This is a genomic window from Streptomyces caeni (genome assembly GCF_042678285.1).
Classification (GTDB): Bacteria; Actinomycetota; Actinomycetes; order Streptomycetales; family Streptomycetaceae; genus Streptomyces; species Streptomyces caeni.
On sequence record NZ_JBHUDX010000001.1, the window covers coordinates 45288 to 60106 of the forward strand.

Annotated in this window: 14 protein-coding genes and 1 pseudogene; 6 read left to right on the forward strand and 9 right to left on the reverse strand. The window is 72.6% G+C overall.

Annotated elements, in window-relative coordinates:
* Positions 1-46: 46 nt before the first annotated feature.
* Both ACFSL4_RS00230 and ACFSL4_RS00235 read left to right on the forward strand, forming a co-directional pair.
* On the forward strand, positions 47-985 hold the full coding sequence (locus ACFSL4_RS00230; RefSeq protein ID WP_381076704.1) for a Gfo/Idh/MocA family protein: 939 nt from the start codon (positions 47-49) through the stop codon (positions 983-985).
* Positions 986-1014: 29 nt separating this feature from the next.
* Positions 1015-1980 (forward strand): ATP-dependent DNA ligase, encoded by a 966-nt coding sequence (locus tag ACFSL4_RS00235; RefSeq protein ID WP_381076707.1) that lies wholly within the window; start codon positions 1015-1017, stop codon positions 1978-1980.
* Positions 1981-1996: 16 nt separating this feature from the next.
* Here ACFSL4_RS00235 and ACFSL4_RS00240 read toward each other — a convergent pair whose 3' ends face one another.
* From ACFSL4_RS00240 to ACFSL4_RS00250, 3 genes are all read right to left on the reverse strand, one after another.
* Positions 1997-2368: a DUF6479 family protein gene (locus ACFSL4_RS00240; RefSeq protein WP_381076710.1), complete on the reverse strand. Its 372-nt coding sequence runs from the start codon at positions 2366-2368 to the stop codon at positions 1997-1999.
* 132 nt (positions 2369-2500) lie between these two features.
* The gene (locus tag ACFSL4_RS00245; RefSeq protein WP_381076712.1) at positions 2501-3811 is read right to left on the reverse strand and encodes an MFS transporter; all 1311 of its coding nucleotides are present in this window, start codon (positions 3809-3811) and stop codon (positions 2501-2503) included.
* A 261-nt stretch (positions 3812-4072) separates the two neighbouring features.
* Positions 4073-4933 carry a cache domain-containing protein gene (locus ACFSL4_RS00250; protein WP_381076714.1) on the reverse strand — a complete coding sequence of 287 codons (861 nt, stop codon included), beginning with the start codon at positions 4931-4933 and terminating at the stop codon, positions 4073-4075.
* Between the two features lie 388 nt (positions 4934-5321).
* On the opposite strand from ACFSL4_RS00250, the gene ACFSL4_RS00255 reads away from it, so the two are divergent.
* Positions 5322-6518 (forward strand): ABC transporter substrate-binding protein, encoded by a 1197-nt coding sequence (locus ACFSL4_RS00255; protein WP_381076716.1) that lies wholly within the window; start codon positions 5322-5324, stop codon positions 6516-6518.
* 61 nt (positions 6519-6579) lie between these two features.
* On the opposite strand, the pseudogene ACFSL4_RS00260 reads toward ACFSL4_RS00255, so the two are convergent.
* Positions 6580-6854 (reverse strand): annotated as a pseudogene (locus ACFSL4_RS00260) (ATP-binding protein); the annotation flags it as partial.
* Between the two features lie 184 nt (positions 6855-7038).
* Between ACFSL4_RS00260 and ACFSL4_RS00265 the strand changes: the two are divergent.
* Positions 7039-7707: an AIM24 family protein gene (locus ACFSL4_RS00265; RefSeq protein WP_381076719.1), complete on the forward strand. Its 669-nt coding sequence runs from the start codon at positions 7039-7041 to the stop codon at positions 7705-7707.
* 346 nt (positions 7708-8053) lie between these two features.
* Positions 8054-8680, forward strand: a complete 627-nt coding sequence (locus ACFSL4_RS00270; protein WP_381076721.1) for an alpha-ketoglutarate-dependent dioxygenase AlkB — start codon at positions 8054-8056, stop codon at positions 8678-8680.
* A gap of 6 nt (positions 8681-8686) precedes the next feature.
* Here ACFSL4_RS00270 and ACFSL4_RS00275 read toward each other — a convergent pair whose 3' ends face one another.
* The 4 genes from ACFSL4_RS00275 to ACFSL4_RS00290 all read right to left on the reverse strand — a co-directional run bounded on the left by ACFSL4_RS00275 (position 8687) and on the right by ACFSL4_RS00290 (position 12543).
* Entirely contained in the window at positions 8687-9418 is a 732-nt protein-coding gene (locus ACFSL4_RS00275) for a TetR/AcrR family transcriptional regulator (protein ID WP_381076723.1), read from the reverse strand.
* Positions 9415-10926: an MFS transporter gene (locus ACFSL4_RS00280; protein ID WP_381076726.1), complete on the reverse strand. Its 1512-nt coding sequence runs from the start codon at positions 10924-10926 to the stop codon at positions 9415-9417. Before ACFSL4_RS00280 ends, ACFSL4_RS00275 begins: the two co-directional genes overlap by 4 nt.
* Positions 10927-11278: 352 nt before the next feature.
* Positions 11279-11968: a ribonuclease H family protein gene (locus tag ACFSL4_RS00285; RefSeq protein ID WP_381076728.1), complete on the reverse strand. Its 690-nt coding sequence runs from the start codon at positions 11966-11968 to the stop codon at positions 11279-11281.
* Positions 11965-12543: a hypothetical protein gene (locus ACFSL4_RS00290; protein WP_381076731.1), complete on the reverse strand. Its 579-nt coding sequence runs from the start codon at positions 12541-12543 to the stop codon at positions 11965-11967. The genes ACFSL4_RS00285 and ACFSL4_RS00290 overlap by 4 nt, the downstream gene beginning before the upstream one ends.
* Before the next feature lie 177 nt (positions 12544-12720).
* Here ACFSL4_RS00290 and ACFSL4_RS00295 point away from each other — a divergent pair, with 177 nt between their 5' ends.
* Complete coding sequence (locus ACFSL4_RS00295; RefSeq protein ID WP_381076733.1) at positions 12721-13725, forward strand: zinc-binding alcohol dehydrogenase family protein; 1005 nt, start codon at positions 12721-12723, stop codon at positions 13723-13725.
* Positions 13726-13759: 34 nt separating this feature from the next.
* On the opposite strand, the gene ACFSL4_RS00300 is transcribed toward ACFSL4_RS00295, so the two are convergent.
* Entirely contained in the window at positions 13760-14623 is an 864-nt protein-coding gene (locus ACFSL4_RS00300; RefSeq protein ID WP_381076736.1) for a Cof-type HAD-IIB family hydrolase, read from the reverse strand.
* Between the last annotated feature and the right edge of the window lie 196 nt (positions 14624-14819).

Genomic DNA, 14819 nt, shown 5'->3' on the forward strand with positions numbered 1-14819 from the left:
AGGGCGCGTCTGGTCAAGCCGGTGGAGTCGTGATGGAGTTCCGTCCATGACGGACATCACGCTGCCGTGGGCCGGGGAACCCGTGAGGGTCGGGCTGGTGGGAGCGGGCCCCTGGGCGCGGGCCGTGCACGCGCGGGTGCTCGCCGCGGGGCCCGAGACCCGGCTGACGGCGGTGTGGGCGCGCCGCGAGGAGGCGGCCCGCGAGGTCGCGGCCCCGTACGGCGCACGGGCCGCCGCACGGTTCGAGGACCTCCTCGACGGGTGCGAAGCCGTCGCGTTCTCGGTTCCCCCGGCGGTGCAGACCGACCTGGCGGGCCGTGCGGCGAGGGCGGGCCGGGCCCTGCTGCTGGAGAAGCCGCTCGCGGCGGATCTGCCCTCGGCGCGGCGGCTCGCCGACGCGGCCGAAGAGGCCGGGGTCGTCTCGCAGCTCGTGCTGACCAACCGCTACCACCCGGCGGCCCGGCGGTTCCTGGCGGCCGCGCGGGGCCTGGAGGTGACCGGTGCGCGCTCCAACGGGCTGAGCGGCGCCTTCCTGGGAGGCGCCTTCGCGACCCCCTGGCGCCTGGAGCACGGCGCGCTGCTCGACATCGGGCCACATCTGCTGGATCTGCTGGACGCGGCGATCGGTCCCGTCGCCCGGGTGCGGGGCACCGGGGACCCCCGCCGCTGGATCGAGCTGACCTGCGAGCACACCAACGGCGTGGTCAGTCAGTGCTCGCTGTCCGGCGCGGTCCACATCGCGCGGGGCGGCACCCGCGTCGAGTTGTTCGGGCCGCAGCCGCCGTTGGTGTACGAGACGGACGGGCTCGACCACGAGGAGGCGTGGCCGGTGCTGCGCCGGGAGTTCGCCACCGCGGTACGCACCGGGGTGGCGGGCGCGCTGGACGCCCGGCGCGGGCTGCGGCTCCAGGAGCTGATCGCGCAGGCCGCTCCAAGCCGGGCAGGCGGCGCCGTTCAGGGGAAAACGCCCGGACGGGACGCGTGAGAGCGGGCGCCACCGGCGACAACTGACGCGTGAGACTGCCGCTGATCGCACCGATGCTCGCCACCCCCGGCACCCTGCCGCCCGCCCGCCAGGACGCGCAGTGGGCGTACGAGACGAAGCAGGACGGCCAGCGGGTGGTGGTCTATCTGCCCGGCGACGGTGGGCTGGAGCTGCGCGCCCGCTCAGGGGAGGTCATCACCGGCGCGTACCCCGAACTGCGTCCGCTGGGCGGCGTTTTGGGCGCGACGCCCGCGGTGCTGGACGGGGAGGTGGTCGCGCTGGACGAGCAGGGCCGCAGTGACTTCGAGCGGCTGCAGTCCCGTATGGGGCTGGCCCGCTCCCCCGCGCTGGCGACGCGCCGGGCGGCACGCACGCCCGTGCATCTGGTGCTGTTCGACGTGATGTTCCTGTGGCAGGACATCACGTCACTCCCCTATGCCCGCCGGCGGCGGGAACTGGAGGAGCTCGCCCTGGCCGGGCCGCACTGGTCGATGCCGGGCGCGATCGTCGGACACGGCGCACAGGCCCTGGAGGCGACCCGGCGCAGCGGGCTGGAGGGGTTGATGTGCAAGAGGCTCGGCTCGGTCTACGAGCCGGGGGTGCGCTCCCGGTCCTGGATCAAGATCCGCAACGTGCGGGCCGTCGATGTGATCGTGGGCGGCTGGCTGCCCGGTCGGGGACGGCTGACGGGTCTGCCGGGCGCTGTGCTGGTGGGGCAGCGGGGGACCGGGCGGCTGCGTTACGTCGGCCGGGTCGGCACGGGGTGGAGCGAGCGGGAGCGGGCGGAACTGGCCCGTACGCTCCGGGCGCTGCACACGCAGGCATGCCCCTTCGAGCCGGCCCCCCGGGTGCCGGGCGCCCACTGGGTCCTGCCGAGGCTCGTCGGCGAGGTCGGCTACAGCACCCGCACCCGGGCCGGTCTGCTGAGGCAACCCTCATGGCTGCGCCTTCGTCCGGACCTGGCACCGGAGGACTCGGCGGCGGATCTGCCGTGAGCGGCGCCGGCACGTGTCACACGTGGCCTGGGCCGCCGCTGCCGAACGCGCCGCTGGAGCCCGGGAGCCAGCGCTTGCGCTTCTGGTCCTCGCTCCGTCTGCTCGCCTGGTGGTGGATCTCGTACGGCATGAGCCGCTCGCTCTCCTGCATCGCGTGCGGCATCTCGTCGGGCTCCCGGACCTCGGTCTCTTCCATGACCGCACCACCGTCGGGCAGGTGGGGCTGCTCGTCCGGGCCGGGTGGTGCTGGCTCCCGGTCCCGTACGGCCATACCGAGCCGCACGGCCCAGATCAACGCCCCCGCGACGACCATGCCGCCGATGAAGGCCAAGAACACATTGAGTTGCTGCTGCGATACCGCCAGTACCACATAGCTCGCCGTATTCATGTATGGACAATACCCCGATATGTCACGAATTACCCCTTGAAGGAATTCCCTCGGAAACGGGGATTCGGTTTCCGCCCGGCCACGGCGCGCATTCCGGTGGCGCCCCGGCCGCCGTACCGCGGGGGCGCGCCGTCACATCCGGTACTCCCGCAGGGCCGGTGTCGCCAGGGCCAGGCCCAGGGTGGCCACGACGACGAGGAGGCCGCCCCCGGCGATCGCCGCCCGCACACCGAGGACCGAGCCGACCGTGCCGTGCAGCGCGTCCGCGAGCCGCGGGCCGCCCGCGACGACGACCGTGAACACCCCCTGCAGCCGCCCGCGCATCTCGTCGGTGGCCGCCGACAGCAAAATCGCGCCGCGGAAGACCATGGAGACCATGTCGGCGACCCCGGCGGCGGCCAGGAAGGCGACGGCCACCCAGAGGTTCGTGGTCAGTCCGAGGCCGGTGATGGCCGCTCCCCAGGCGATCACCGAGACGATGACCATGAGGCCGTGGCGGCGGGCGCGGGAGAACGTGCCGGACATCAGGCCGCCGAGCACCGCGCCGACCGGGATCGCCGCGAACAGCAGGCCGAGTGCCAGACCCTCCCCGTAGGGCGCGTACGTCCGGGCGGCGAGCTGCGGGAACAGCGCGCGGGGCATGCCCAGCACCATGGCGATGATGTCGGCCAGGAAGGACAGCAGCAGCACCTTGTGCAGCGCGAGGTAGCGGAAGCCCTCGGCTATCGCCTGCCGGCCCGCTCCCCTGCCCGCCCCGGCCACGAGGGGCGGCAGGGCGGGAAGCCGGACGACGGCCCACACCGTCGCGCACAGGGCCAGGGCATCGATCAGATAGAGCTCGGGCAGGCCGAGGACGGGGATGAGGGCGCCGGCCAGGAGCGGTCCCGCCACCAGGCCGGTCTGCATGACGGTGGAGCCGAGCGCGTTCGCCGCCGGCAGTTCGTCCGCCGGGACCAGGCGGGCGATGGAGGCGTTGCGGGCAGGCGAGTTGAGGCCGAAGAAGGCCTGCTGAAGGGCGAGCAGCACCATCAGGACGAGCACCGAGCCGAGACCGGTGGCGGCCTGGAGCCAGAAGAGGAGGGAGGTGACGGCCATGCCGGAGTTGGTGATCAGCAGCAGCCTGCGGCGGTCCATGCTGTCGGCGATCGCGCCGCCCCACAGCGCGAAGAGCGCGAGCGGCAGGAGTCCGGCGAGACTCGCGTAGCCCACCCACGCCGAGGAGCCGGTGATGTCGTAGATCTGCTTGGGCACCGCGACCGCGGTGAGCTGGCTGCCGACGGAGGTGACGATGGTCGAGGACCACAGTCGGCGGTAGGCGGGGCGGCGCAGCGGCCGTGTGTCCATCGCCCAGCGGCGCCATCCCCTCCCCTTCGCCTCCACCGCGTCCGGCCCCCCGCCCTCCGGTGCCGCCTCGTTGCCGGTCGTGCTCTCACTCGTGTCCACGGACTTCCTGACTGCCTCGTACACCGTTCGGTCCGGGTTCACTATCACCGATCGGCGAGCGGCCCCGCCGGCGGGGCCCCACCCGCCTCGGGCGCCCGCGATCAGCATGCCGCCGGTCGCGGGCATCGTCCCCCGCGGCCACGTCCGACGCGGCGGCGCCGGCCCCGCAGGTGACGCCTTCGCCGCACCTGGCCGGGGCGGTCGTGGCCGCGGGTGCTCTTGGCACCGGGGGGCGCGACCGGCCCGGCGGCACGGGCGCGTTCAGCCCGCCGCCACCACGAGTGCCAGCGGGATGTCGTCGCACGGGACCAGCCGCAGCCCGTCGTGGTGGCCGGGCCGTCCCCGGGCGAGCAGCCCGCCGAAGTCGGGTCCCTTGGTGAGCGAGCCCACCAGGTGGGCCGGGTCGGTCGAGGCCGCCACCCGGCCGCGGGCGTTGACCAGATGGGCGGGTCCGGACAGCCCCTGCAGCAGCGGCATCACCGCTGCCTCGAAGTGCCGCAGGTACACGTCCGCCGCGGCGACCCCCGCGAACCGCCCCTCGACATGGACCGGCGCGGACAGGGTGAGGCTGTACTCGTCGGAGCAGAGGTAGTCGACGTACGGTCCGGCCACCGCGCGGCGGCCCGTGTCACGGGGCAGCGCGAACCAGTCCCAGTGCGTGTAGTCGGAGTACGCGGAGTGCCGCGGATCGAGGTCCAGCAGCAGCGGCCGTACGGCCCCGTCGGAGCCGGTCTGCCACCACTCCAGCCAGGCCGGTACGTCGCCGAGCAGACCCGGCGCGGCCACGAAGCCGACGCCGGAGACCAGTTCCTGCCGCGCGAGGTGGAGATGGAGGCCAGGGCGCAGCGCGGCGAGGTCGGCGGTCGCCGGGCGGCGGCCCTCGGCGGCGACGCGGGTCAGCAGCGCCGTGGTGTCCTCCCGAACGCGGGCGACGGTGTCGAAGACGGCCTCCAGGGTGGAGCGCACCCGGGCCGCCACGCCCGCTTCCGTGACCGGGCCGATCGCCGCCGCCACCGCGCCCGGGCGACCGCTTCCGTCTCTCGGGACCGCACCCTGCGCCGGCGGGGCGGGGCGGGGGACGAGGCAGGGCGAAAGCCCGGGCTGCTGTGGGGAGTCGGCCATGACCGCGACGGTATACGCCCTCTTGACTCCACCGCATCTTGACCAACCTTCAACGTGCTACTCACCGGTTGAAGTTGATCGAAATGGCGACGCTCCGTAAGGTGTTGGCCACGAAGTCCGTCCGACGACGCCACCCTGTTCTGTGGGCGGACGCCTGGGCGACGCCCGTCCGGCCCGCCCGCCGACCCGGAGTCCCGTCCGAGTGCGCCGCCGCAATCCGTGGTGCTCTCAGTGGCTTCGGTCACCACGCCGCCCCTGACACGGGTGTCGTGCGCGGCCTCGTTCCGCGCCCCTCACCCGCGTTGGATCCGGTACGTCACACCCGCCGCCACCCGCCGTCACACCTTGCCCCTGATTCCCCCCACTCCCATACACGGTGGAGATTCCCTTGCACCTCAACAGAGCCCTCCAAGTCACGGCTGCCGCCAGTTCCCTCCTGCTCGTCAGCGGCTGCGGGCTGTTCTCCGACTCGACCGCGTCCACGGCCGGCTTCAACCCGCCGAACATCAAGATGCAGTCGGAGCTCGGTCCTGCCGAGGGACAGGTGAACCTGATCGCGTGGGCGGGCTACGTCGAGGACGGGTCCAACGACCCGAAGGTCGACTGGGTCACCCCCTTCGAGAAGGAGACGGGGTGCCAGGTCAAGGCCAAGGTGGCGGCCAGCTCGGACGAGATGGTCAAGCTGATGAAGACCGGCGCCTACGACGCCGTCTCCGCATCGGGTGACGCCTCCCTCCGCCTCATCGCCGGCGGCGAGGTGGCACCGGTGAACACCGACCTCATACCCAACTACGAGGACGTCTTCTTCGGCCTGAAGAAGCAGAGCTGGAACTCCGTCAACGGCAAGATGTACGGCGTTCCGCACGGCCGCGGCGCCAACCTCCTCATGTACAACACGAAGGAGGTCTCGCCCGCCCCCCTCTCCTGGTCCGCGGTCTTCGACGACGCCTCGAAGTACAAGGGCCACGTCACCGCGTACGACTCCCCGATCTATATCGCGGACGCGGCGCTCTACCTGCGCGAGACCCGGCCCGGCCTGCACATCCAGAACCCGTACGCGCTCGACCAGCAGCAGTTCGACGCGGCCGTCGACCTGCTCAAGGCCCAGCGCGCGAACGTCGGCGAGTACTGGAGCGACTACCTCAAGGAGATCTCCGCCTTCAAGAGCGGCGACACGGTGATCGGCACCACCTGGCAGGTCATCGCCAACCTGGCCGAGAGCGAGGGCGCCAAGGTGAAGGCCGTACTGCCGCAGGAGGGCGCCACCGGCTGGTCCGACACCTGGATGCTCTCCGCCAAGGCCAAGCACCCCAACTGCGCCTACAAGTGGATGAACTGGATCATCTCGCCGAAGGTCAATGCCGAGGTCGCCGAGTACTTCGGGGAGGCGCCCTCCAACATCAAGTCCTGCGACGAGACCAGTGACCCGGCGTTCTGCGACACCTTCCACGCCACCGACGAGAACTACTGGAAGGACGTCGCGTTCTGGACCACGCCGATCGAGCAGTGCCTCGACGGCCGTACGGACGTCAAGTGCGTGCCCTATGCCAAGTGGGTGCAGGCCTGGACCGAGATCAAGGGCTGAACAGGCCCGCGCAGGGGAGCCCTCCGTGCCGGGCGGCACGGAGGGCTCCCCTGCGCGCGGCTCACATCTCTGCGGGTGCCCGCTTCGCCGGCAACCGCAGGGTGAGGACGGAGCCGGCAGCCGCCTCGGCGGACGCCGTGACCGTGCCGCCGTGACCGTGCCGCCGTGGGCGGCGACGAGCTGACGGACGATGGGCAGACCCAGACCGCTGCCGCCGGTGCGTCTGCTGCAGGACTTCTCGGCCCGCCGGCTCCGGTCGAAGGCTTGCGGCAGATCCTCCACGGCGATGCCGCTGCCCGTGTGGGTCACCTCGAAGACGGCCTGCCCGCCGTCGGCCCGCTGGGTACTCGTATGGCTGTGATCATGCCTCCGCCCCTGACCGGCACGTGTGAGGATCTCGTCAGCCCGGCGCGCGGAGCGGTGAGCAAGGCTTGTCCACTGCACCGCCGTGAGGAGTTGTTGCCGATTCAGGACATCGGCGATCTTGGCGGAGCCCGATCCTCCGGGACAGGATGCGCCCATGAAGGGTGACCTCTTTTCCAGTGACCACGTGGTGCAGCCGACCGCCGGGCCGGGCATGTCCGTGCAGAACGCCAAGTCGATCCGGTACGTCGTGAACGGCGAGATGTTCGCGCGGCAGGGGGCGATGGTCGCCTACCGGGGGAACCTGCAGTTCGAGCGCAAGGGCCAGGGTGTGGGCGGGATGCTCAAGCGGGCGGTCACCGGCGAGGGACTGCCGCTGATGGCCGTGCGCGGACAGGGCGAGGCGTGGTTCGCGCACGAGGCGCAGAACTGCTTCATCGTGGAGGTGTCGGGCGACGAGTTCACCGTCAACGGGCGCAACGTGCTGTGCTTCGATGCGACCCTGGCGTACACGATCAGGACGGTGAAGGGTGCGGGCATCACGGGCGGCGGCATCTTCAACAGCGTGTTCACCGGGACCGGCAAACTGGGGCTGACCTGCGAGGGCAATCCGCTCGTCATACCCGTCTCGCCGCAGCAGCCGGTGTACGTCGACACCGACGCCGTGGTGGGCTGGACAGCCCGGCTGCACACCTCGCTGCACCGGTCGCAGTCCATCGGGTCGATGCTGCGGGGCGGTTCGGGTGAGGCCGTCCAGCTGAAGCTGGAGGGCGAGGGACATGTGGTCGTACGGCCCAGTGAGCTGACGCCGCAGAAGGAGCACTGACCCCGGGACCCGCCGCCTGAGGCTGTGGTCGGGCGGCCCTGGTCCCTGACGCAGGCACGGCTCACGCCCGGCTACGCACTCCGCGTATATGCGCACACGTGAGACGCGAACACCTGTGCGCACACGTGTGCGCGATATGCACACACGGAGCGTGTAGCACCCCGCGCACATACCCCGGAGCCCATCCGACGGTCGGCCGTACCACTCGCCGGCTGTCGATCACGACGCCACCTTCAGCCTCAAGGTTGCTTCGCAGCAAAGGAGTTGACGAACGCCGCCGGACAGGGGGCACGCATCCATCCGACAAACAGAACACATTTTCGAACAACGGGGTACGATCCCTGGCATGGGCGTGCATCTCCAGGGCTCCCTTTTCGACCAGACCGACGACCTCCGGCTCGGTCCGCTCGACGGGCCCCGGCGCACCCGGCTGGGCGCCGGGGCCTGGATCGATCTGCTGCCGGGCTGGCTGAGCGGGGCCGATGCGCTGTTCGAGAAGCTGGCCGCCGAGGTGCCCTGGCGCGCCGAGCGGCGGCACATGTACGAGCAGGTGGTCGACGTGCCTCGGCTGCTCGCCTCCTACCGCGCGGGCGAACCGCTGCCGCACCCTGTCCTCGGGGAGGCGCGCGAGGCCCTGTCGGCCCACTACGCGAAGGAACTGGGCGAACCCTTCGTCACGGCCGGGCTCTGCTACTACCGGGACGGACGGGACAGCGTCGCCTGGCACGGGGACCGGATCGGCCGGGGCGCGCGCGAGGACACGATGGTCGCCATCCTCTCGGTGGGCGCTCCCCGCGATCTGGCGCTGCGGCCGCGCGGCGGCGGGGAGACGATCCGCCGCCCGCTCGGGCACGGCGACCTGATCGTGATGGGCGGTTCATGCCAGCGGACGTGGGAGCACGCGGTCCCCAAGAGCACACGGGCGACCGGGCCCCGGATCAGCATCCAGTTCCGGCCGCGGGACGTGGGCTGACCCGCATCAGGGCGTCAGGTACGCCTGGACCGACGGTGCGTACCGTTCGACGATGTCGCCGAGGTCCGCGGCACGCAGATGTGTCCCGCGTGCGATGCCGAACATCACCCCCAGGCCCAGCAGGGTGCCCACCGCGAGTTCCGCGCGCAGTCCGGCGTCGGGGCCGTTCAGGCGCACGGCGAGACGGTCACTGACCTGGGTCCGGAAGTTGGCGCGCAGGATGTCGCCCTGCTCGCCGTGCAGCGGCGCGAACACGATGCGCAGCAGGGGGTCCGCGCCCTGTTCGGTCTGACTCACCAGCACATGGCGGACCATGTGGCGGCCCAGGTCCGCTAGCGGAGCGTCCAGAAGTGCGGTGGCGTCCGCCTCGAAGGACATGACCTGGGAGAAGAGCGTGTCCTTGGTGCCGAAGTACTTGAGGATCAGCGGGGGGCTGACCCCGGCCAGGTCGGCGACCGCCTTGAGGGTGATGTCCGCGTGGGCGTGCCGGGCGAGGAGATGGCGCGCGGCACGCAGGATGCCTGCCTTGGTCGTCTCGGCGTCCCGGCGCGCCGAGGCCCTGGTCGTCTCGGTGTCGGCGGCCGGAGACCGCTCGGCGGGCGACGGCTCCGGGGCCGGAGCCGGTCCAGGCGCCCGCCCGGGTTCGGGAGCCGGTCCAGGCGCCCGCCCGGGTTCGGGAGCCGGTCCGGGCTGGCGGCCCGTGGGGACGCCGGCGCGCGGCGGGATCACGGCGCTCACGCTCCTTCCAGTGCCTCGTCGTGGGACGCTTTCGTACGCCCGCCGGCCCGGTCGGCGGCGCCGGGGACCCGGTCGCCGGGGATGGCGAGGGCGGTGGCACAGGCCACCAGGGCGACCGTACCCGCCATCGCGAACGTCAGCAGATAGCCGTGCAGTGTGGGTACGGGGGCGCCCGCGACGAGGCTGGTGTGGTGGACCAGGACCGCGGCGACGGCGGCGCTGCAGGTGGCCTGGCCGATGGTGCGCATGAGGACGTTCACGCCGTTCGCGGAGGCGGTCTGCCCGGCCGGTACGGCGCGCAGGATCAGCGTGGGCAGCGCCGAATAACCGAGGGTCGTCCCGGTCGCCACGATCGACGCACCGAGAATGATCATCCACAGATGGCGGCTGTCCGCGATGCGCACGGCGTAGCCGAGGGTGAGGACGGCCGCGCCGAGGGCGAGCGTGACGCGCGGACCGCGGGCCGCCGAGATCCGGGCGGAGAGCGGCGAGAACAGCAGCATGATCACCCCGCCGGGCAGCAGACACAGACCGCTGGCCACGATGGACAGGCCGAGTCCGTAGCCGGTGGCCACCGGGGCCTGGACCAGTTGTGCCGTCACGAGGGAGTTGGCGTAGAAGGCGAAGCCGAGCAGGAGGGCGGTGAGGTGGGGCAGCGCGACACGTGGACGGGCCGCCAGCCGCAGGTCGACGAGGGGCCGCCCGGCACGCAGTTGCTGCCGCCACCACAGCACCAGGACCACTGCGCAGGCCGTGAACAGGCCCAGGATCGGCGGGCTTGTCCATCCCCACTGGCCGCCCTGGGAGACACCCAGCAACAGGCAGACCAGCCCGGCGGCGAGCCCCAGCGCGCCCAGCACGTCGAAGCGGCCCGGGTGGCGGACGGGTGACTCGCGCACCGCCCACCAGGCCAGCAGCAGACCGACGGCGCCGATGGCGCTGGTCGCCCAGAACATGACGTGCCAGTTCGCGTACTGCACGACGAGCGCGGCCAGCGGCAGGCCGAGCGCCGCACCGATGCCGACCGTGGAACTCATGAGCGCGACCGCCGAGCCGGTGCGCTCGGGGGGCAGTTCGTCACGCAGGATGCTGATCGACAGCGGGACGACCGCGGCGGCCGCGCCCTGCAGGGCCCGTGCTGTGATGAGCACCCCGATGTCGGACGAGAGCGCGCACAACGCCGAGCCCAGCGTCATCAGCGCGAGGGCGGCCAGCAGCACGCGCCGCTTGCCGTACATGTCGCCCGCCCGTCCCAGCACCGGGGTCAGCACCGCTCCGGACAGCAGCGTGGCGGTGACCATCCAGGAGACGGCGCCCGCGGAGGCACCGGTGAGGCGGGGCAGGTCGGGCAGCAGCGGGACGACGACCGTCTGCATCACGGCCATGAGGATCCCGCCGAAGGCCAGTACCGGGACCGCCAGCCGGTCCCGCACTCCGGTTCGTCCGGCCGGTCCGCCCGTCCCTGCGGGTGCGGCGGACCGGTCGGACGAACCGGATATCGGGGCCATGGTCGCTCCAGCGGGTAGGACGGTGGGGGACGGCGGACCCGCGGAACGGCGGACCGGCGGGACGCAAAGGAGGTGAACGGCCATTCACCATAGCGGGTGAATGGCCGTTCACCAAGAGGGACGGACGGGGGCGGCGGCCCACGCCGCGGGGGCGGTCCTGGGGGGTGTTTCGAAAGTCCCGCACAGCACCCACGGCGCCCGGCACGCTCCCCCAAACTCTTCGAGCAGGGGGCACCCCCACTCGCCGCACCGGCCGAAACCCCGAGTACGTCCAGTACGAGGGCTTTCGTCCGGCACACCGAGAGCACGCACCGGACACCGCGGACACCGCACAGGACTTCCGAAACACCCCCTAGTCGTCTGCCGCCGTGCGGCACTCGGGGTGGCCCCAGCCCTGGGCGTTCTTGGCGATGGGGTCGCCTGCCGCGTAGGGACGCCCGCAGACGCAGCGGCCCGGGAACTTCGCCTTGATCGTGCGGGCGGAGGCGCTCTTCCGGGCGGGGGCGCCGCGGCGGGACGAGGCGGAGGCGCGCGGCTGCGGGGACGACGGCGGCTCCGGGGAGCCGTACGCGCTGCCCGCCGGTTCCTGGACGGTGGCCGCCTGGCTGGCGGCGCGGTCCGCGAAGTCGTTGAGGCGGTCGCCGTCGGCCTGGTGCGCCGGGACGTAGCGGAACTCGACCTCTCGGCCGTCCAGCAGCGCGTCGATGCGCACGACCAGGTCCTGGTTGGCGACGGGCTTGCCCGCGGCGTTCTTCCAGCCGTTGCGCTTCCAGTTGGGCAGCCAGGTGGTGACGGCCTTCATCGCGTACTGGGAGTCCATCCGGATCTCCAGCGCGACCCCCGGGTCGACGGCGCTCAGCAGGCGCTCCAGCGCGGTCAGTTCGGCGACGTTGTTGGTCGCCCGGCCCAGCGGGCCGGCCTCCCAGCGGCTCGGGACCTCGTCGTCGCCGGCGACCACCCAGGCCCATCCGGCAGGTCCGGGGTTCCCCTTCGAAGCCCCGTCGCAGGCGGCCACAACACGTTCAGGCATGGCTCCGATCATGCCACGCCCCGGCCACCGCTCCGGTCGCGGACCGGGCGCCCGTGCTGTCGGGAGGCACAGGCCGAGGGGGCACGGTGGGAGCGCAGCGCGACGTCGTTGCCGACGGCGGCGCGGACATGGGCCCAGTGCGGTTCCAGCAGGGGCCGGAAGGAGCGGCCGAGTGCGTTCGTCAGGGATGCGAGACCCTCCCCGCCGGGTCCGCCGAGCGCGGCGGCCCGGCCGGGGACGGGCCGGGAGGACGCCAGCAGGGTCAGCTCGTGTGCCAACCGGGCGCGGGGCGTGCGGCGTACCGGGTCGAGTCCGGCGTCCAGGCCCTCTCCCGTGACCGGCCCGGTGAGGAAGTCCGGGATGCGGCCGGCCTGGGGATCAGGTCGCGCAGGGGGCGCAGCACGTGGCCCGCGCGCGGGTCCCGGGCGAGTTGCCGTGCGCACGGAGCGCCGCCGGCGCCCGAATTCCAGCGGCCCCTGTCCGGTCTCCAGGCGGCAGGTGGCGCAGACGGGTTCCCACAGCGGATCAGGCCGCCGGGCCAGGCGGGTGTTCTGCAGATCCTGCGGTGTGAAGTGGATGCGGAGCATGCGTCCTCTCTCGGGCGCCCGAACCGTGGGGGCGGCCGCCCGGGAGCGAGGCGGCCACGACAGGAGGAAGACCGCCGGACCCGGCGTGGTTGCCGTCGTGCGGACCCTGGCACGCGGGGCGGCCGGTGATGTCCGACACTGGGAGGCGGACGGTCGTCGACGGGACGGGGCGCGGGCATGCACGCATGGGTGGTGGACCGGCCGGGTCCCGTCGAGCGCGAACCACTGCGGTTCGTGGAGAGGCCCGTCCCCGTACCGGGGCCGGACGAGTTGCTGGTGCGGGTGCGGGCGTGCGGTGTGTGCCGTACGGATCTGCATGTCGCCGAGGGCGATCTGCCGGTGCACCGGCCCGGGGTGACGCCCGGGCACGAGGTGGTGGGCGCGGTGGCCGGCATGGGGGCTGATGTGCGCGGGTGGACGGCCGGCGACAGGGTGGGGGTCGCGTGGCTGCGCCGCACCGACGGTGTCTGCCGGTACTGCGCGCGGGGGGCCGAGAACCTGTGCCCTGCCTCCGAGTACACCGGCTGGGACGCCGACGGCGGATACGCCGAGTACACGACCGTGCCGGCCGCCTTCGCCTACCGGCTGCCCGTGGATGTGGACGACGTCGCGCTGGCACCGTTGCTGTGCGCCGGGATCATCGGTTACCGGGCGCTGCGGCGGACGTCGCTGCCGCCGGGTGGGCGCCTGGGGCTGTACGGGTTCGGCGGCAGCGCCCATCTGTGCGCGCAGGTCGCGTTGGCGCAGGGCGCCACCGTGCACGTCCTGACCCGGGACGAGGCGTCGCGGCGGCTCGCGCTGGAGTTGGGGTGCGCGTCGGCGGGCGGCGCCTACGACCTGCCGCCGGAGCCGCTGGACGCGGCGATCCTGTTCGCGCCCGTCGGTGACCTCGTGCCGGTGGCGCTGCGGGCGCTCGACCGGGGCGGCGTGCTGTCCGTCGCGGGCATCCACCTCAGCGACGTCCCGGCCCTGCACTACGAGAGCGAGCTGTTCTACGAGAAGGAGCTGCGCAGCGTCACCTCGAACACCCGCGAGGACGGCCGGGAGTTCCTGGACCTCGTGGCCCGCTACGGCGTACGGGCGACGACGCACACGTATCCCCTGTCGCAGGCCGGGCGGGCCCTCGGCGATCTGAAGGCCGGGCGCTTCGAGGGTGCGGCCGTGCTGGTCAACGATCTGTGAGCGCGCCGCTCGGCGGCCCCGGGCACGCCATGGATCAGGGGGTGGGCAGGTCCATCATGCGGGCCAGCGTGCGCAGGACGCCGTGCTCGGTGTTGGGCGGCGCCAGGTAGCGGGCGCGCCGGATCACCTCCGGGTGGGCGTTGGTCATGGCGAAGGACCACTCGGCCACGTCGAGCATCTCCAGGTCGTTGAGGTAGTCGCCGAACACCACGGTCTGCGCGGGCGTGATCCCGAGGTCCTGCTGGAGCCTGCGGACCGCGGCGCCCTTGTTGGCGGTGGCGTTCATGATGTCGGCCCAGTGCTCGCCCGAGACGACGACCTGGTGGGTCGAGGCGAGCGGCTCCAGGGCGGGCGCGGTGGTCCGTTCGACGGGCCCGAAGTCGAAGAGGGCCACCTTGAGGAACTCGTCGTCGACCGCGGTGAGGTCCTCGACGGTGCGCAGCAGGGTGTAGTACTTCCCCGCCTCGGCGAGGAAGGCCGCGTCGGCCCGCTCCACATAGGCCGACTTCTTTCCGCACAGGACCGCTCCGACGTCCACACCGCCGGCCGCGAGCCGCCGGGTGGTGCCGACGACGCGGGCGGCGGTCGCGCGGTCCAGCGGGTCGGAGCTGAGTTCCACGCCGTCGCGTACGACATAGGTGCCGTTCTCGGCGACGAAGACCATGCCGTCGGCCGCGTCGGCGAACTGCCCGGCGAGCGTGGCGTACTGGCGGCCGCTGGCCGGGCTGAAGAGCACTCCGCGCTCCCGCAGGCGCGCCAGGAGGGGCCACAGGTTCTCGGGGATGCGCCCGGCGCCGTCCAGGAGCGTGCCGTCCATGTCGGTCACGACCAGCCGGACGTCTACGGGTCCGCTCGGCGGCTCGGGGGTGGTCAGGAGGCACGAGGGCGTGGCGGTCATGTGCTGCTTTCCGTGCGGGGAGGCGGGACGGATCCACGCGGGCCGGGAGCGGGACGGCTGCCATGGTAAAGGGCCGTGGCCCCTCGCCGGCCGGCGGCCTCTGAAGGGCGAGCAGCCGCCGATGAGGTCCGTACCGCGGTATACGACTTTGAGCACCGCTCAGCGAGGCGTCGGCGCGTCACGGGCGGATGGTGAT